This is a genomic window from Oceanicaulis sp. LC35 (assembly GCF_052055585.1).
Taxonomy (GTDB): Bacteria; Pseudomonadota; Alphaproteobacteria; order Caulobacterales; family Maricaulaceae; genus Oceanicaulis.
Window position 1 is genome coordinate 3,043,398 of the sequence record NZ_CP170485.1, and the last position, 16,783, is coordinate 3,060,180.

Below are 16,783 nucleotides of genomic sequence, written 5' to 3' on the forward strand. Positions count from 1 at the left end.
ATGCCGATAAGAACACGGACTATCCGTATCTTTATCAGGCCTGGCTCGACCATGCGCATCAGGCGCTGGATGAGGCGGTGGCCGAAGCCTATGGCTGGCCCGTTGAGCTGTCAGAGGATGACATCCTCGCCCGCCTGTTCGCGCTCAATCAGGAGCGCGCCAAGGCGGAGGCGAAAGCGGGTAAAGCCTAGCCCCCCGCGGATTGCGCTTTTTTCAGCGCTTCGGTGCGCAGATGGCCCAGCGCCTTGATCCAGGGTTTGAGATCCACATTCGCTTCGCTGGCCATGGCGTGCACGCAGGCAAGCGCGTCTGAGGCTTGCGCCTGCAGGGCGCGGCCCTGATCGGTCAGGCGGATGCGCACCACGCGCTCGTCCCTGGGGTCCCGCGTGCGGGTCAGATGACCCATGCCCTCAAGGCGTTTGAGCAGCGGCGTCAGCGTATTGGTGTCCAGAAACAGGCGCTTGCCCAGCGCGCCCACCGTCACATCGTCGGTCTCCCACAGCGCCAGAAGCGCGATGTATTGCGGATAGGTCAGACCCAGCTTGCTCAAATAGGGCCGGTACATGCGGTTGATCGCGGTGTTGGCCGAATAGATCGCAAAGCACAGCTGGTCATCCAGCGTGGCGAGATCGGGGGTCAGGGGAGGCGACGGGCTCATGCTCGGGTCCATGCTGGAAAATCGCACACGATAATATCGCTGCGCCTTGACGCCCGCAAGACGGTGATTATATCGTGCTCAGTAATATCGCACACGATATAAAGGAGCGACCCCATGCCTATCCTCTACACTGCCCGCGCCTCTGCGAACAAAGGCCGTCAGGGCCGCGCCTGGTCTGATGACGAGCGGCTGGATGTGCAGTTGTCCACCCCGTCCGAACTGGGGGGCGATGGCGGTCAGGGCACCAACCCCGAGCAGCTCTTCGCAGCGGGCTATGCCGCCTGCTTCATGAGCGCGATGGGTCTGGTCGCCCAGCAATCGAAGATCAAGCTGCCCGAAGGCGCGAAAGTGGACGCCGAAGTGGGCATAGGTCCGCGTGAAGAGGGCGGGTTCGGCCTGGAAGTGACGCTGATCGCGGATTTGCCGGGTCTGCCGACTGACCAGGCCAATGAATTGATGGCCAAGACCGAACAGGTCTGCCCCTATTCCAACGCCACCCGCGGCAATGTGAAGACCACGCTCAAGCTGGCCTGATCCGCAGACGGGAAAACGGGGCGCGCCTGATGCGCGTCCCTACCACCCGTAACGGACGCCGGCGCGCGCGCCCACGCGTCCGGTCTGGTCGCCATAGCCCACGCCCATATTGGCCGACAGCCGGGTGTTGATCCGTGCGGTGGCGGAGACGGCCAGCGCGTTGGAGCCGTCATACAGGCCCCAATTGGCGGTCAGGGCGAAATTCTCATCCGATTGCAGCCAGCTCGACCCGGCCAACGCATTGGCGATGGCGATGCCATCGGTATGCGCGTCGATCTGCCCGGACAGGGAATTGAACTGGCTGGCGAGATCTTTCACATCCATCTGAAGCGCGCTGACATCCGTGCGCAGGCCCGCAATGGCGCTGGTGTTGATGTCGATATCGGCGCGGTTGGCGGCGATGCCGGCCCGGTTCAGGGCGATCCCGGCTGTGTTTGTGTCGATATCGGCGCGATTGTCAGCAATCCGGGCGGTGTTGGCGTCAATATCGGTGCGGTTCACCCCGATGGCAGTCGTATTGGCGTCCACATCCGCCTGGGACGCCCCGCCCGTAGCCCCCAGAGCCGCCAGCTTGGCGTCGAGCGCCGCAATGGCGCTCATATTGGTGCTGATGCCGCCGGTATTGGTGGTGACCTGGGATTTCAGGCTGGTCAGGTCGGCTTGCAGCGCGGTGACGCTGGCCAGGCTCGCCGTGCCCGATTGCAGCAGCGAGATGGCGCTGGTGTTGGTGGAAATCTGGGTCAGGGCGGTGCTGTCATAGGCGATATTGCCATCCGCATCCGTGGTCAGAATGCCGGTCACCGGCCCCTGGGCGGTCTGGGAGGCGGCGCTGGTCACGCCCGCCAGCGTCAGGGTCTGGGTGCTGCTACCGATGGCGATCTGGTTGGCGCGGCTGGTGACGACGCCGCTGCCCAGCGCCATGGAGTCATCGTGCAAGGCTTGCGCTTCCGCGCCCAGCGCAATGGCGTGCTCGCCGTCCGCTTCAGCCAGAAAGCCGATGCTGATGGCTTCTTCCCGGCTGGCGAGGGCGTCGCCGCCAATGGCGATGGCGTCGGTGTCGCTGGCTTCTGCGCCGGTCCCGTCCCCGTCATAGTCCGCGCCGATGGCGATAGAGCCGTCCCCGAGGGCTGTGGCGTCTGCGCCGAGCGCCACAGAGCCCAGCCCGTTCGCCCAGGCGTCATTGCCGAACGCCGAGGCGCCGCCCTCATCGGCGGTCGCGCTTTCCCCGAAGGCGCTGGCGCTGTGGCCGGACGCTTCAGCGGCCTGGCCGACGGCGGTGGCGTTCTCGGCCAGCGCCCAGGCGCCTTCCCCGACCGCGGTCGTATCATCTTCGCTGGCTTCGGCGTTTGTCCCGATGGCGACCGATTGCGTGCCGGTCGCCAAGGCGCCTGCGCCCAGCGCGGTCGCATCTTCCTCGCTGGCCTCGGCCAGGAAACCGACCGCAGTCGTGCCATCATTGATGGCCGTGGAACCGGCGCCCAGCGCGGTCGCCCCGTATCCATTGGCGTAAGAAAACGCGCCGACCGCCGTGGAGGCTTCATCCGCCGCTTCCGCCACAGCGCCAAGGGCTGTGGAGCCTTCCCCGCTGGCAAGCGCATCCGTTCCCAAAGCGGTCGCGCCATTGGTGGCGGCGTCCGCGCCCGTGCCGCACTGGGTTGAGTCCACGCCCGCGCCATCCGCGCAGTCCGGTCCGGCATTGGCGACGAAGGGGGCGGAGACGCCCATGGGTTTGAGTTTGAGGGGGCCGGTCTGCACGCTCTGCAACGCCTCGAGCGCCTGGCTCAGGCCCGCGCGGGCGTCCGGTTCGAGCGCGTCAGAGCGTTCCAGCGCAATCACCAGACCTTCAAGCGCGTCCACAAGCGCCGGGTCGGTCATCTGCAGGGAGGGTGTGATCACGCCATGCGTGTAATCAGCAGGCGCGGAGGCGGTCTGAAGTCCCGCGCTGTCCTGACCCGGGGGCTGGGAGCGTTCGAGCCCGGCGGGGGCGCCTGCGCCGCTGTGATAGGACGGGCCGGATTTGGACTCCGGCGCCTTGTGCAGGGACAGAATGCTGGAAACCGCATTCTCCGACAATATGCTGGCGCTGGCCTGCACGGAGAGCCCCAGAACAAGCCCCGCACTGACGCAAACGATGTATTTCGTACTCATGATCCGCCCCCCGGCTTCACGTCCCCACCTGACGCGTTAAGAAGTTATAAAGGAAATACGCCCTGAAGGGCGAGTCAGAAACGCCTGGACGGGGCGCGATGACAGGCCGGTGATGCGCTGATGCGTGAGTCCAGATTGACGCTTCCCGGCGAACGTCCGATACCCTCGGGGTCTATGAGGACTGAAGCTGTGGAGCGCCAAGCATGACCATTCACTTCCATCGCGGGGATTTGCCGGACGGGCTGGATCTGGGCAAACGGGTCGCGATCGACACCGAAACCCAAGGCTTGTCGCTGGTGCGTGATGGGCTGTGCCTGGTCCAGCTCTCGGCCGGGGATGGCGAGGCGCATATCGTTCAGCCTGACCGCGCCACCTATGACTGCCCCAATCTCAAGGCCCTGCTGGCGGATACGAGCGTGGAGAAGCTGCTGCACTTCGCGCGGTTCGATCTGGCGATCATCGAGCGTGATCTCGGCGTCACCATGACGCCGGTCTTCTGCACCAAGATCGCCTCCAAGCTGGTGCGCACCTATACCGACCGCCATGGTCTCAAGGATGTCTGCCGCGAGATCGCCGGGGTTGAGCTGTCCAAGCAGCAGCAAAGCTCGGACTGGGCCTCTGAGGATCTGAGCGAGGCGCAGCTCAACTACGCCGCCTCTGACGTTCTCTATCTGCACGCCATTGCGGACGGGCTGTCGGCCATGCTGGAGCGTGAGGGCCGGATGGAGATTGCGCGGGCCTGTTTTGACTTCCTGCCCCAGCGCGCGCGCCTGGACCTGATGGGCTGGGACGAGACCGACATCTTCGCCCATTCGTAAGCCTGCTTGCGTGACGCGGCGATGACCGCCACAAAGGTCAGTTCAGATTTCTGCTTCGGAGCCCGCCTTTATGCCTGCGGCCCTGTCATTGTCAGATGGCCAGATGATCGGCCAGCGCCGCGCCAAGTCGCTGGCGACCGCCCGGGCGCGCTCGCGTTTTGTGGCGGGCCTGCGTCTGGTGCTGATCGCGGCGGCGGTGCTGGTGGCGCTCAACGCGCTGGTGCAGATCGTCCTGTCAGGCAGCCGCAGCACGCAAACCCCTGAAATCGCGATGAGTGCGGCGGGCGGCGAGTCCGAGCGCATCATCAATCCGCGCTTTACCGGGCGGGATGAGGGCGGCACGCCCTATGTCATCACCGCAGAGACCGCCGAGCGTCGCTCGGGCGCCGAACAGGCCCTGATCGACCTTGAGCAGCCGACGCTGGACTACGCCTTGCTGGATGAAGGGGCGGACGCCTCGCAGGTTCTGGCCCGGCACGGCGTGTTTGATGACGCCAACCTGTCCTTGCACCTTGAGACCGATGTACGGCTGACCACGCGCTCGGGCTATGTCTTCGACACCCAGTCCGCGACCTTGTATCTGCGCGAAGGCGTGGTGACGGGCCCCCGGCCCGTGCATGGCCTTGCGCCCTGGGGGGCGGTGCGCGCGGATGAATTTGAAGTGCGTGAGGATGGTCAGCATATCATTCTGAGAGGGGATGTGCGCACGCGCTTTGATGCGCCCGCCAACCCGGACACGCCCAACGATCCCAGTTCTGACGCCGGCGCGGGCCGGTCAGAGGAGAATGAGCCATGACACTGCGTTTCCTGATCGCCGCCTGTGCGGCGGCGCCGCTCCTTCTGACCGCTCCGGCGATGGGGCAGGCGCTGGGTTCGGGCGAGGGCCCGGTCGATATCAGCGCTGATGATTTCGAGGCCTTCGACGCCCAGGGCATGGGCGTTTACACCGGCGATGTGAATGTGGTGCGCGGCAATGTCCGCCTGCGCGCGGACCGGCTGGAAGCCTATTATGTGCGCCGTGAGACGGGCGGTCCCGAGCTGCGCCGCATCGTGGCTGAAGGCGATGTGTTCTACATCACCGAGAACGAGATCGCCCGCGGCGATCGCGGCACCTATGACCTGATGGGCGAGGTTATCGAGCTGATGGGCTCGGTGGTGCTGACCCAGGGCTGCAATGTCTCCACCGGCGAGCATCTGCACGCTGAGCTGGCCACGGGCGTCGCCCGTCTTGAAGGCGGCCAGAACAGCTCGGGCCGGGTGCGGTCGGTCTTCTTCACCGATGACGCCGCCGCCGCTGCGCAATCGTCCCAGGATTGCCCGCCGCCGGTCATTCCGGGCGATGGTCCGCGTCCCTATGAAGCGCCCGAAGGCTGAGACCGCGCGCTGAAAGCGCCGGACTTCACAGTTTTTTAGGCCGTCGGAGTTAAACATGACGACCATGGAATACGAGCGGATCGACACGCCGTCCGAGGCGTTCGCCGGGGAAGGAATTCAGGTTGAGAACCTGGGCAAGTCCTATGGCAAGCGCACGGTCGTCAAGAATGTCTCCCTGTCGCTGAAACGCGGCGAAGTGGTGGGCCTTCTGGGACCGAACGGGGCCGGCAAGACGACCTGCTTTTACATGATCACCGGCCTGGTTTCGGCCGATCACGGACGCATCATGCTCGACGGCGAGGACATCACCGGCTTCCCAATGTACCAGCGCGCGCGGCTGGGCATCGGGTATTTGCCGCAGGAAGCCTCGATCTTTCGCGGGCTTTCGGTCGGCGAGAATGTGGCTGCGGTCGCTGAAATCGTCGAGCCCGATCCCAAGCGTCGCGACACGCTGGTCGATGAGCTTCTGGAAGAGCTGCATATCGGACATTTGCGCCACAGCCCGGCCATGGCCCTGTCGGGCGGCGAACGCCGCCGGGTGGAGATCGCCCGGGCGCTGGCGGCGCAGCCGAGCTTTATGCTGCTCGATGAGCCGTTCGCGGGCATCGACCCGCTGGCGATCGCAGATATTCGCGATCTGGTGGATTACCTCAAGCAGCGCGGCATCGGCATTCTGATCACCGATCACAATGTGCGCGAAACGCTCGAGATCACCGACCGCGCAACCATCATTCATGATGGCGAAGTGCTGTTTGAAGGCGCCCCCGAGGCCGTTCGCAACGACCAGGATGTGCGCCGCTATTATCTGGGCGAACGGTTTTAACCAGGGACTTTAATGGCCGGACTGGGACATAAGCTTGAGGCCCGACAGGGTCAGGGTCTGGTGATGACCCCTCAACTGCAGCAGGCCATCAAGCTGCTGCAGTTGAACAATATCGAGCTGGCCGAGTTCGTGGAAACCGAGCTGGAGCGCAATCCGCTGCTGGAGCGTGATGAACGCTCGGACGTGCCTGCGCTCGATGAATCCGCCCCGTCCGAGCCTTCGGAGAAGACCCGCGACAGTGGCGACGAGCTGAGTTTCGATGCACCGGGCAAGGCCGATGAGGCCTTCGACGCGGATACCGAGGCGATGTATTCGGATTCCAAATCCGACATGGCGGGCGCGGATGCGACCGGCGGCGCGGTGGACTGGTCGCGCGCGGGTTCTGGCGGTTCCTTCAATCATTCCGAATTTGACGCCGCCGACCATGCCAGCCGCGAAAAGACCCTGCACGAGCATCTGCATGACCAGCTGGCCGATCTGGCCTTGCAGCCGGCGGATCGCCTGATCGCGGCGCATCTGATCGATCTCGCGGACGAAGACGGCTATCTGCGCGCCGACCTTGGTGAAACCGCCGAGCGTCTGGGCGTCACCCGGTCCGAAGTGGAAGCGGTGCTGGCGGCGCTGCAGAAGTTTGAACCCACAGGCGTCATGGCCCGCACTCTTCAGGAATGCCTGGCGCTGCAGCTGCGGGAACGCGATCGGCTCGATCCGGCCATGGCGGCGCTGGTGGACCATCTGCCGCTTCTGGCCAAGCATGACTATGCCGGGCTCAAGGCGCTGTGCGGGGTGGATTCCGAAGATCTCGAAGACATGATCGCCGAGCTCAAGCGCCTCACCCCCAAGCCGGGTTTGGGCTTTGGCGCCGATGGCGCGCGGGCGGTGGAAGCCGATGTCATGGTGCGCGAGCGCCCGGATGGCGGCTGGGCGGTGGAGCTCAATACCGATACCTTGCCGCGCGTCCTGATGAACAACCGCTATGCGGCCCAGATCAGCAAGTCCGCGCGCTCTGAAGACGAGAAGGTCTTCATCAGCCAGTGCACCCAGAACGCCTCCTGGCTCGTCAAAAGCCTCGATCAGCGCGCCCGGACGATCCTGAAGGTCGCCAGCGAGATCGTGCGCCAGCAGGACGCCTTCTTCGCCAAGGGCGTCGCCTGGTTGCGCCCGCTGAACCTCAAGACCGTGGCCGACGCGGTGGGCATGCACGAATCCACCGTCAGCCGGGTGACGTCGAACAAATACATGGCCACCCCGCGCGGCCTGTTCGAGCTGAAATACTTCTTCACCTCCGCCATTGCGTCTGCAGACGGGGGCGAGGCCTATTCCGCCGAGGCGGTCCGCTTCCGCATCAAGGCGATGATTGATTCCGAGACGGCGGACGACGTGATGAGCGACGACAAGATCGTCGAGCGTCTTCTGGCTGATGGCGTTGATATTGCGCGCCGTACGGTGGCCAAATACCGCGAGGCGATGAACATCCCCTCCTCGGTCAAGCGTCGGCGCAAGCTCAAGGGCATGAACGGCTGAGGCCTTTGCTGCACTGCATGATGCGATTGGCCTACCTGCCGTTCACCGTGTCGCACCAGTTCTCATTGACGGGCCCGCTTTGCTGCCTCTACCGTGAATGTCCGGTCTTTCTGACAGACCGGCCGCGCCCGGCGCGGGAGTGACCCTTGAGGGGTCCAACGCGCCGAAGGCGCGCTCTTGGACCCCCAGTTGAAGGGAGCTCTCATGTTTATCCAGTTCGTCTCCAAAGGCATCGATGTTTCCCCGGCTCTGCGCGAGCGCATGGAAACACGCATTACCGACGCCGGTTCGAAATATTTCAATCGACCGGCCGAAGCCTTTGTCGTCGCGAGCAAGGAGGGGTACGGCTTCAAAGTGGACATCTCGCTCCACCTGCCGTCAGGGGCTTTTCTTCAGGCGTCCGGTTCGGCCGAGGACGCCTATGGCGCAGCGGAAGACGCCGCCGGCCATCTCGAGAAACGATTGCGCCGTTATAAAAGACGCCTGAAAGATCACCATTCAGACATCAAGTCCGATTTGCCGGCCGCCGAACCGACCCCGGTTCTGGTGCTCCGCTCGGATCGTCGTCAGGCCGAGCTGCCCGATGATGATCATGACGAGGATGATGGCGGCGCGGTGGGCGGCGATGAGCCGGTGATTATCGCCGAACAGGCGGCCGAGCTGAAAACCCTCACGGTTTCAATGGCGGTCCTTGAAATGGACCTTGCAGACGCGCCGTTTGTGCTGTTCCGCAACGCCGCCAATGGCGCCATGAATTTCGTCTATCGCCGTCCTGACGGACATGTGGGCTGGATTGATCCGTCCCGAGGCGCTAAAGACGCGGCCAGCGCGGCTGCGGAGTAAATGAAACTCACAGCCGCTGGGGCAGCCAGCAGTTGAGCGTTTCATGGCTCTGAGCACTCTCATTCCGCCAGGCGGCGTTTCCGCCGAACTGGCAGCGACAAGTCGCAAGCAGGCCCTGGTGGGGCTTGCCGAACTCGCAGAACGGGCTCTGGGCGTCTCCGCACGGCCGGTCCTGGATGCGGTGATCGAACGCGAGAAACTCGGATCGACCGGGGTGGGGGATGGCGTGGCCATTCCCCATGCCCGCACCGATCTGGTGGATCGGGTGTGCGGCGTGTTCGCGCGGCTCAAGAACCCGGTGGATTTCGACGCCATCGATGGTCAGCCTGCCGATCTGATCTTCCTGCTGCTTGCGCCTGAAGACGCGGGCGCGGATCATCTCAAGGCGCTGGCCCAGGTGTCGCGCTTCTTCCGGCGTGAGGAACTGCGTCGGGCCGTGCGTGCGGCCCCGGATGCAGACGCGGTCGCCGCCCTGCTCAACAATGGCGTGGAAAGCGACGCGGCCTGATCCGCTGACCGTCCTGCAAAAGACCAAAGCCCCGACCTGATGGCCGGGGCTTTTTCTTTCTGGATCAGCTCATCTGCACATCGATGCGGCCGTCGGGATGGACGATGGCGCGCTTCATGCCCGGCGAATTGAACTGGGCGGTCACAGCGCCCGAGGCGTCCACAGCAATCAGCCCGCCTTCACCGCCCAGCCGCGCCACATCGCCAAGCGCGCCTTCAACGGCTTCGGCCAGCGGGCGTCCGGCGTATTTGACGCGGGCTGACACGTCCGCGGCAGCGTTGGCGCGCATGAAATACTCGCCCTGCCCGGTGCAGCTGACGGCCACGCGTTCATCCGCCCAGGTGCCCGAGCCGATGATTGGGGTATCGCCCACCCGGCCCCAGACCTTGTTGAGCGTGCCGCCCGTGGAGGTCGCCGCCGCGAGCCGGCCGTCGAGATCGAGCGCCACAGCCCCCACTGTTCCGGTCGGGATCGGGCGCGGATCAGGGTCGGCGGCGGATTTGTAATAGCTGTCCGGGTCTTCAACCTGCGCCAGGCCCGTCTTCTCGGCAAAGGCTTCCGCGCCCTTGCCGGCCAGCAGGACGTGCGGGGTGTGCTCCATCACGGCGCGCGCCGCCCGGATCGGAGACAGAAATCCGGTCAGCGCCGAGACCGCCCCGGCATTGCGGGTCGGGCCGTCCATCACGGCGGCGTCCAGCTCATACCGGCCCGCCGCGTTCGGGGCGCTGCCCTTGCCCGCCACATAAAGGCCCGAGGCTTCGAGATCGGCGACCGCCTCGACCACCGCGTCCAGCGCGGACTGGCCGGCCATCAGCGCGGCGCGCGTGCGATTGGCCAGATCGGTGAGGTGCGCGATCTCGCGCTCATAGCTGCGATCGGCCAGAACGCCTGCGCCGCCGTGAAGAACCAGAACCGGTGTGGTCATGCCGTCCTCGAAACTCGATGAATGAACTCAATGGATCGTGTGGCATTAACACCGTGTGAGGCGGGGTGAAAGCGCGGCGTCATGCCCATGTGACATGCATTCCAATTTGCCGGGCGAGGCGCTATGTCAGAGGGGAGATCGGCGAGGGCTCCATCCCGTCGCCTCCAAGCCTTAGAACACTCACACCCAGGGGAGAGAGACATGGATTTCAAAGGCATTGCAGCCGTCGTCACCGGCGGCGCATCGGGTCTGGGCGAAGGCACCGCCCGTCGTCTGGCCGCTGAAGGCGCCAAGGTCACCCTGTTTGACCTCAATGAAGAGCGCGGCGAAGCCGTGGCCAAGGAGATCGGCGGCGTGTTCGCCAAAGTGAACGTGGCGGACGCCGAGAACGTCAAGGCCGGCTTTGAAAAGGCCCGCGCCGCCCACGGTCAGGAACGCGTTCTGGTGAACTGCGCCGGCATTGGCTGGGCCGAGAAGACCGCGCGTCGCGCCTCCTCTGGCGATATCGTTATGCACCAGCTCGACAAGTTCCAGCTGGTGGTCAACGTCAACCTGATCGGCAGCTTCAACTGCGCCGCCATTTCCGCCTCGGGCATGCTGACGCTGGACCCGACCGAGTCCGGTCGTGGCGTCATCATCAACACCGCCTCGGTCGCGGCTCAGGACGGGCAGATCGGCCAGGTCGCCTATTCCGCCTCCAAGGGCGGGATTTACGGCATGACCCTGCCGATGGCGCGCGATCTGGCGCGTGAAGGCGTGCGGGTGAACACCATCCTGCCGGGCTTCTTTGAAACCCCGATCTACGAGCAGATGCCGCCGGAAGTGAAAGTGAACCTGGCCGCGAACCTGCAATTCCCGCAGCGCTTCGGCACCCCGGCCGAATACGCCGATCTGGTCGCCTTCATGGTGTCCAACGACTATATCAACGCCGAATGCGTCCGCCTGGACGCCGGCGCGCGCATGCCCCCGAAATAAGGGCGATGCAGCGCTGAAACACAAACCCCGGAGCCTGTGCTCCGGGGTTTTTTTGTCTCCGGGCCCAGACTTGTCCACGCGGGCGGGCCGAGCCGTACACTGGCGGCGCTCTTTCTCAGCCTGAATCTCGAACCCGACCCGAACCGACGGGATGGTAGTCGTAGTAGGAGCCCTCTCTTATGAGAGTCGCACGACTCCCACGAAAAAGCCGGACCCGAAGGCCCGGCTCTTGCGACTTTCAAATGTGAACGCGCTAATTCGTAACGGGTCTTTGAACGCGCGGACCCAGATTGGCGATGACCTCGCGGGCGTTGAACGCGTCCGGCGCATCCGGAATGGCGCCGCGGCCCAGCACGATCTCCGCCATCGCTTCATAGCGGGTGACCTCGCGCAGGTTCACATCATTCCAGAACGGATCGTACCGGCCATACCAGCCATAGGCCGGGTGGTAATAGCGGTACTGGAGCCCGAAACGGTCATAGCTGGATGACCCCACCAGCCGTGTATCGCTTTCGGTGTCGCGCTGGGTGAGACGGAAATAATCATAGCCCTGATCGAGCGTCAGCTCGGCGGCGCGATACAGAAGATAGGTCTCCACCGTGTCGCGATCGGTCAGCGAATTGCCGCTGAAGCTGATCCGGAAGCGGTCGGATTCCACTTGCTGTTCGGTCAGCCCGTAGCGGGACTCGCCGGCGGGGGCGTAGGGGGTGGGGCCGCTGGCGCAACTCGCCAGCACGGCTGCAAGGCTGATGACGGCGACTGTTCTCAGCATGATCGGATCCCTCTCATGACGTGCATCATGGTGAATATGGGGGGAAGTCGATGCCAAGTGAAGGCGCAGACGCCCAGATTTAATCCTTCAGGCCGGGCGGGCGCCTAGAACTGGATCAGCCGACCGCGCAGCAGGACCATGTTGCGATCCGCCTGCATGAGCTTGCGTCCGGCGGGGGACAGGGTGCGGCCTTGTCCGGCGTTCGCGGCGGTGCGGGCGGTTTTCCGGGCCAGCGCCAGAATGTTCATTGAGCGTCGCATGGGTCTCTCCTGAGCGGTCACTGGAAGAGCATGCGCGTCAGGGTTGTTCCTGAAAAGCCCTATCCCGTGCGGCGGGCGTCAATGATCTGGCCGCGCAACAGAAGAATATCAATGTTTTCAGGGTCCAGACGGCGCGCGGCCTCGATGTCAGACAGGGCGGCGTCAAAGTCGCCCTTGCCCAGACGGGCGCGGGCGCGCAGCTGATACGCCACAGGGTTCGCCGCATCCTGCTCCAGCGCCAGGCTGGAGGCGGCTTCAGCGGCGTCAAAATCCTCAAGCGCGATATGAACCCCTGCAATGCCGGCCTGAAGCTCGGCGCGCTCGGGCGCAAACGCCAGCGCCTGTTCGAAACTGATCCGGGCCTGCTCGTACTCCCCGGCGGCGACAAAGGCCTCCCCGGACTGGGCCAGCATGAGGGCGCGGCTCAGATCGCTCGCCATCTGGGCGGATTGGGCGGCCTCTCGCAGACGCAGCGCGCCGGGCGCTTCCTGACCCAGCGCAATCAGGGCCAGAGACACGCAATGCTCGGCCGGCCAGCCGCCGCCCTGATGACGCCAGGTCAGGGCGTCCTCATAGGCGTTCTCGGCATCATCCTGAATGGCGCTCAGACAGGCTTCCAGCCGCGCCTGATCGCTCGGGGGCGGGGTCTGGGCGAAGGCCAGAGACAGGGTCAGAAGGATCACAGGCGCCATGACGGGGTTTCCCAGAGGCTGAAATGACGTCTAAGCCTAGCGGGCCAGTCCGGGAGACGTCCATGAGCGCACGCAGCATCACCCTTTACGGCTTCGGCTTCACCGCCCGCGCCATCGCCCGGCGGATGCATGAGGATGGCTGGCGGGTGGTCGCGACAACGCGCTCCAGCGAACAGGCGCACGCGATCGCGGCGTCGGGCTATGAGCCGGTGCTTGCAGATCCCGCTGACGCCTCAGGCTGTCAGGCCTTGCAGGACGCCGCCCGGGCGTCAGATGCGCTGGTGCTTTGCGCCCCGCCCGGAGAGGGTGGAGATCCCTTTCAGCCTGCTCTGGCGTCGGTTGATCTGGGCGGTAAATGGCTCGGCTATCTGTCCACCACGGGGGTTTATGGTGATCGTCAGGGCGGCTGGGCGTTCGAATATGACGCCCCGACCCCGGGGCAGGATCGCTCCATCCGTCGAGCGCACGCCGAAGCGCACTGGCTGGACCGTGGCGCGCGTCTGTTCCGGCTGGCGGGGATTTATGGTCCGGGCCGCTCGGCCTTTGACCGGCTGGAGGCGGAGAAGACGGTGTTTGACAAACCCGGCCACGTCTTCTGCCGCGTGCATGTGGACGATATCGCCCAGGCGGTTTCGCGCGCCATCGCCCGGCCCGACGCGAGCGGCGCGTTCAATCTCGCGGATGACTGGCCGGACACCCAGCCCAATGTCATGACCGGGGCGGCGCAGATCGCCGGCCGTCCGGCCCCGCATATCGAACCCTTTGACCCACAGAACGCCACCCGCATGCAGGCGAGTTTTTATGCTGAATGTCGCCGCGTTTCGAACGCCCGCACCAAGGCCGCGCTGGGCTGGCGGCCTCGCTATCCGAGCTGGCGGGAAGGGCTTCAGGCGATTTGGGATCAGCGAGACTAGCTGCTGACGCTTTCAATCATCCGTACCAGCGCCTTGAGGTCCTCGGGCGCGCTCAGCCCGTGATCGCCCGCCTTGGACAGCTCATAGCGCACATCGTTTGAGGTGATCTGTTCGAGCACCCGCAGGCCATGGCTCCAGGGCACGTCCCGGTCATGCCAGCCATGCAGGATGCGCACCGGGCCTTCAAACGGAATGGGCGCGTTGAGCACACTCCAGTTCCGGCCATCCTCGATCAGTGTCTTGGTGATCGGATAGGGCGGGCCATAGGGGTTGGGACGCAGCCACTGGCCTTCGTCCTCGATCTGCTGGCGGATGTGGAAGGGTAATTGCTCCCAGATCAGGGTTTCGGTGAAATCCGCCGCCGGGGCGACCAGCACCAGCGCCTTCACTTTTTCAGGACGCGCCAGGGCCAGCAGCAGCGCCATCCAGCCGCCCATGGACGACCCGACAAGGATTTGCGGACCTGTGGTTTGCTGATCCAGCATGGCGAGCGCGTCCTCACGCCACTGGCTGATCGTGGCGTCCTCCCAGGCGCCGTCCGACGCCCCGTGCGCGCTGTAATCAAAGCGCAGGAAGGCGCGCCCGGCGTCGTCCGCCCACGCCTGCAACGCGGTCGCCTTGGTTCCGGTCATGTCCGACTTGAACCCGCCCAGAAACATCACGCCGGGGCCGGATCCATCCCGCTTGTGGAAGGCGAGGCCGGGCTGGCCGGGGCGTTCAAGGCGTTGCGGTTCGGTCATGGTGATCTCCCTGGCGGCGCCGTCATGGTTTACGGACCCGCCCGGTCGCGGTTATCTGAAGGGCTTGCGGGCCGTCAACCGGTCCGGCGATCAGAAGGCGTACGCGTTTGAACATCTTGCAGGTCATCCCCCAGATGCATGCGGGCGGCGCCGAGCGCACGGTGATCGAGGTGGCGCAGGCGATTGTCGAGGATGGCGGCAAGGCGATCGTGGTCAGTTGCGGCGGCCGGCTGGTTTCAGACCTTGAAGCGGTGGGCGCCCATCATGTCACCCTGGATGTGAAGACCAAGAACCCGCTGAAGATCTGGACCAATGCGGCCAGGCTGTCCAAGCTCATCGCGGATGAGCAGATCGACATCATCCATGCCCGCTCCCGCGCCCCGGCCTGGAGCGCGAAATGGGCGGCGCGTCGGGCGCTCATCCCGTTCGTGACCACCTATCACGGTTTCTACAAGGCCAGGGGCAAGCTCAAGCGCTGGTACAATTCCATCATGGCGCAGGGTGATCTGGTGATCGCCAATTCCGAGTTCACCGCCGCCCATGTGCGTGATGAGCATGAGATCGAGGAGCGCCGTTTGCGGGTGATCCCGCGCGGGGTGGATCTTGACCTGTTTGACCCCGCCAAGGTCAGCCCGGACCGGATCAAGGCGCAACGCGCCAGCTGGGGGGCGGGCCCGGAACGACTGGCGATCATGCTGCCCGGCCGCCTGACCCGCTGGAAGGGGCAGGGCCTGATGATCGAGGCGCTGGCGCGATTGAAGCTTGATCCGGCGCCCTTGCTGGTCTGCCTTGGGGAAGGCGGAGACAAGCTCGACTATCAGGCCGAGCTGAAGACGGCGGCGGAACAGGCCGGAATTGATCTGGCTCTGCCCGGACACACGACTGACATTGCGGCGGCTTATCTGGCGGCGGATCTTGTGGTCTGCCCCTCGCTTGAGCCTGAAGCCTTCGGCCGGACCGCGGCGGAGGCCCAGGCCATGGGCGCACGGGTCATTGTCGCGGATCATGGCGGCGCCCGCGAAGTCGTGCGCGAGGGTGAAACCGGCTGGCGCGCGGCGCCGGGCGACCCGGACGCCTGGGCGGAGGCGGTCAAAGCCGCCTTGTCACTGAACGCCGAAGGCGCCAACACTCTGGCGCAGGCGGCGCGCAAGAGGGTGCGGACGCATTTTTCCAAGACGCAACTGCAACAAGCCACCTTGCGGGTCTATCGGGAGCTTCTAGACTAAGCCCATGTCTGAAGACGATGCTGACAAAGAACAGGTTCTCGTGATCCATGAAGGCGACCTCACCGAGGTCGTCCGCATGCTCGCGCCCGCCAAGATGATCCGCAATCATCACCGCAAGGCGCGGATCACGCTGCTGTGCGGCGAGGAATATGAGGGCCTGCTCAAGCACTGCCCCTATTTCAATGCGGTCGAGACCAATCTCGAGGATACCGCCAAGCGCAGCTTCTTTGACCGCCTCAAGGCCGCCCGCAATTCCGGTTTCGACGTGATCTATGATCTGTGCGGCACCGAGGGCGCCAAGAAGATCGGCCGCGCTGTCCGCTTCTCGCGCACCCGCTGGGTCAGCGCCGCGCCGCGTTCGGATCGGCCCGGACACCCGCTTGAGCAGATGGCGGGCTATCTGGGCGAGGCGGGTCTGGGCCCGACCCATTATCGTCTGGGCGAGGCGACGCCGCCGGATCTGAGCTGGATTGATTTCGTCGCCAAGCGCTCGCGGACGCTCGAACCTGAATATTTTGGTCTTCTGGGCCGGTACGCCCTGTTTGCCCCGGCGGGCGATGATGTGGTTCCCGCGCAGCGCTGGCCCAAGGAGCGCTGGGCGTCCCTGGCGCACGAGCTTCTGGAAGCGGGCGTGGAGCCGGTGATTGTCGGCGGTCCCAACACCCGTGAGGTCGGGCGCTACGTGGCGCATGTCACACCCGGCGCGCGCGACCTGACCGGCCGGGCCAATCTGATCCAGCTGGCGGGGCTGGGCCGCAAGGCCAGCTGCGCCTTTGGTGAGGCCGCGGGACTGCTGCACCTGATGGCCGCTGCAGGTTCGCCCTCCGTGCTGTTCCATCCCGGTGAGAACGCGCCTCTGGAAAGCTCGCCGCGGGGCCAGTCTCCGACCTTGCTGATGCACGCGCCGACGCTGGCGCAGATCAACGCCAAGGAAGCGGTTCAGGCCATGCGCTGCGCTGGAGGCTTCTCAGACGCGTCAAACGCGGCCTGAGCACCTTGATTTTCGCGCCCTGATCGCGATATTCGCTACCGATCCCGCGCAAACTCGG

General features: G+C 65.0%; 19 protein-coding genes and 1 pseudogene. 13 read left to right on the forward strand and 7 right to left on the reverse strand.

Features of this window, described 5'->3' with window-relative positions; all coding sequences use genetic code 11:
* Positions 1 to 38 precede the first annotated feature (38 nt).
* Positions 39 to 191, forward strand: a pseudogene (locus ACFELO_RS14395) (hypothetical protein); the annotation flags it as partial.
* On the opposite strand, the gene ACFELO_RS14400 reads toward ACFELO_RS14395, so the two are convergent.
* Positions 188 to 658 carry a MarR family winged helix-turn-helix transcriptional regulator gene (locus tag ACFELO_RS14400; protein WP_440958462.1) on the reverse strand — a complete coding sequence of 157 codons (471 nt, stop codon included), beginning with the start codon at positions 656 to 658 and terminating at the stop codon, positions 188 to 190. The pseudogene ACFELO_RS14395 and the gene ACFELO_RS14400 sit on opposite strands and share 4 nt — an antisense overlap.
* A gap of 114 nt (positions 659 to 772) precedes the next feature.
* Here ACFELO_RS14400 and ACFELO_RS14405 point away from each other — a divergent pair, with 114 nt between their 5' ends.
* On the forward strand, positions 773 to 1,192 hold the full coding sequence (locus ACFELO_RS14405) for an organic hydroperoxide resistance protein (protein ID WP_440958463.1): 420 nt from the start codon (positions 773 to 775) through the stop codon (positions 1,190 to 1,192).
* A 39-nt stretch (positions 1,193 to 1,231) separates the two neighbouring features.
* Here ACFELO_RS14405 and ACFELO_RS14410 read toward each other — a convergent pair whose 3' ends face one another.
* Entirely contained in the window at positions 1,232 to 3,340 is a 2,109-nt protein-coding gene (locus ACFELO_RS14410; RefSeq protein ID WP_440958464.1) for a YadA-like family protein, read from the reverse strand.
* 203 nt (positions 3,341 to 3,543) lie between these two features.
* Here ACFELO_RS14410 and ACFELO_RS14415 point away from each other — a divergent pair, with 203 nt between their 5' ends.
* The 7 genes from ACFELO_RS14415 to ACFELO_RS14445 all read left to right on the forward strand — a co-directional run bounded on the left by ACFELO_RS14415 (position 3,544) and on the right by ACFELO_RS14445 (position 9,230).
* Entirely contained in the window at positions 3,544 to 4,158 is a 615-nt protein-coding gene (locus tag ACFELO_RS14415) for a ribonuclease D (RefSeq protein WP_440958465.1), read from the forward strand.
* Between the two features lie 70 nt (positions 4,159 to 4,228).
* Positions 4,229 to 4,954: an LPS export ABC transporter periplasmic protein LptC gene (gene lptC / locus ACFELO_RS14420; protein WP_440958466.1), complete on the forward strand. Its 726-nt coding sequence runs from the start codon at positions 4,229 to 4,231 to the stop codon at positions 4,952 to 4,954.
* Positions 4,951 to 5,532, forward strand: a complete 582-nt coding sequence (locus ACFELO_RS14425) for an LptA/OstA family protein (RefSeq protein ID WP_440958467.1) — start codon at positions 4,951 to 4,953, stop codon at positions 5,530 to 5,532. The genes lptC and ACFELO_RS14425 overlap by 4 nt, the downstream gene beginning before the upstream one ends.
* A gap of 64 nt (positions 5,533 to 5,596) precedes the next feature.
* Positions 5,597 to 6,355: an LPS export ABC transporter ATP-binding protein gene (gene lptB / locus ACFELO_RS14430; protein ID WP_440959927.1), complete on the forward strand. Its 759-nt coding sequence runs from the start codon at positions 5,597 to 5,599 to the stop codon at positions 6,353 to 6,355.
* A gap of 12 nt (positions 6,356 to 6,367) precedes the next feature.
* Entirely contained in the window at positions 6,368 to 7,879 is a 1,512-nt protein-coding gene (rpoN, locus tag ACFELO_RS14435) for an RNA polymerase factor sigma-54 (RefSeq protein WP_440958468.1), read from the forward strand.
* Between the two features lie 204 nt (positions 7,880 to 8,083).
* Positions 8,084 to 8,722, forward strand: coding sequence for a ribosome hibernation-promoting factor, HPF/YfiA family (gene hpf, locus ACFELO_RS14440; RefSeq protein WP_440958469.1), 639 nt, complete (start codon positions 8,084 to 8,086; stop codon positions 8,720 to 8,722).
* A gap of 43 nt (positions 8,723 to 8,765) precedes the next feature.
* Positions 8,766 to 9,230, forward strand: a complete 465-nt coding sequence (locus ACFELO_RS14445; protein ID WP_440958470.1) for a PTS sugar transporter subunit IIA — start codon at positions 8,766 to 8,768, stop codon at positions 9,228 to 9,230.
* 64 nt (positions 9,231 to 9,294) lie between these two features.
* On the opposite strand, the gene ACFELO_RS14450 is transcribed toward ACFELO_RS14445, so the two are convergent.
* Positions 9,295 to 10,155 carry an isoaspartyl peptidase/L-asparaginase family protein gene (locus ACFELO_RS14450; protein WP_440958471.1) on the reverse strand — a complete coding sequence of 287 codons (861 nt, stop codon included), beginning with the start codon at positions 10,153 to 10,155 and terminating at the stop codon, positions 9,295 to 9,297.
* A 201-nt stretch (positions 10,156 to 10,356) separates the two neighbouring features.
* Here ACFELO_RS14450 and ACFELO_RS14455 point away from each other — a divergent pair, with 201 nt between their 5' ends.
* Positions 10,357 to 11,130, forward strand: a complete 774-nt coding sequence (locus tag ACFELO_RS14455; protein ID WP_440958472.1) for an SDR family NAD(P)-dependent oxidoreductase — start codon at positions 10,357 to 10,359, stop codon at positions 11,128 to 11,130.
* 253 nt (positions 11,131 to 11,383) lie between these two features.
* On the opposite strand, the gene ACFELO_RS14460 is transcribed toward ACFELO_RS14455, so the two are convergent.
* From ACFELO_RS14460 to ACFELO_RS14470, 3 genes are all read right to left on the reverse strand, one after another.
* A complete protein-coding gene (locus tag ACFELO_RS14460) occupies positions 11,384 to 11,902 on the reverse strand; it encodes a CC0125/CC1285 family lipoprotein (protein ID WP_440958473.1) in 519 nt (172 codons plus the stop codon).
* Between the two features lie 104 nt (positions 11,903 to 12,006).
* A complete protein-coding gene (locus ACFELO_RS14465) occupies positions 12,007 to 12,162 on the reverse strand; it encodes a hypothetical protein (protein ID WP_440958474.1) in 156 nt (51 codons plus the stop codon).
* 59 nt (positions 12,163 to 12,221) lie between these two features.
* On the reverse strand, positions 12,222 to 12,854 hold the full coding sequence (locus ACFELO_RS14470) for a tetratricopeptide repeat protein (RefSeq protein ID WP_440958475.1): 633 nt from the start codon (positions 12,852 to 12,854) through the stop codon (positions 12,222 to 12,224).
* A 62-nt stretch (positions 12,855 to 12,916) separates the two neighbouring features.
* On the opposite strand from ACFELO_RS14470, the gene ACFELO_RS14475 reads away from it, so the two are divergent.
* Positions 12,917 to 13,768: an NAD(P)-binding domain-containing protein gene (locus ACFELO_RS14475; RefSeq protein WP_440958476.1), complete on the forward strand. Its 852-nt coding sequence runs from the start codon at positions 12,917 to 12,919 to the stop codon at positions 13,766 to 13,768.
* Here the strand turns inward: ACFELO_RS14475 and ACFELO_RS14480 are convergent.
* A complete protein-coding gene (locus ACFELO_RS14480) occupies positions 13,765 to 14,508 on the reverse strand; it encodes an alpha/beta fold hydrolase (protein WP_440958477.1) in 744 nt (247 codons plus the stop codon). The two genes, ACFELO_RS14475 and ACFELO_RS14480, sit on opposite strands and share 4 nt — an antisense overlap.
* A gap of 107 nt (positions 14,509 to 14,615) precedes the next feature.
* Between ACFELO_RS14480 and ACFELO_RS14485 the strand changes: the two genes are divergently transcribed.
* A complete protein-coding gene (locus tag ACFELO_RS14485; protein ID WP_440958478.1) occupies positions 14,616 to 15,734 on the forward strand; it encodes a glycosyltransferase family 4 protein in 1,119 nt (372 codons plus the stop codon).
* Positions 15,735 to 15,738: 4 nt separating this feature from the next.
* Entirely contained in the window at positions 15,739 to 16,725 is a 987-nt protein-coding gene (locus tag ACFELO_RS14490; protein ID WP_440958479.1) for a glycosyltransferase family 9 protein, read from the forward strand.
* Positions 16,726 to 16,783 lie beyond the last annotated feature (58 nt).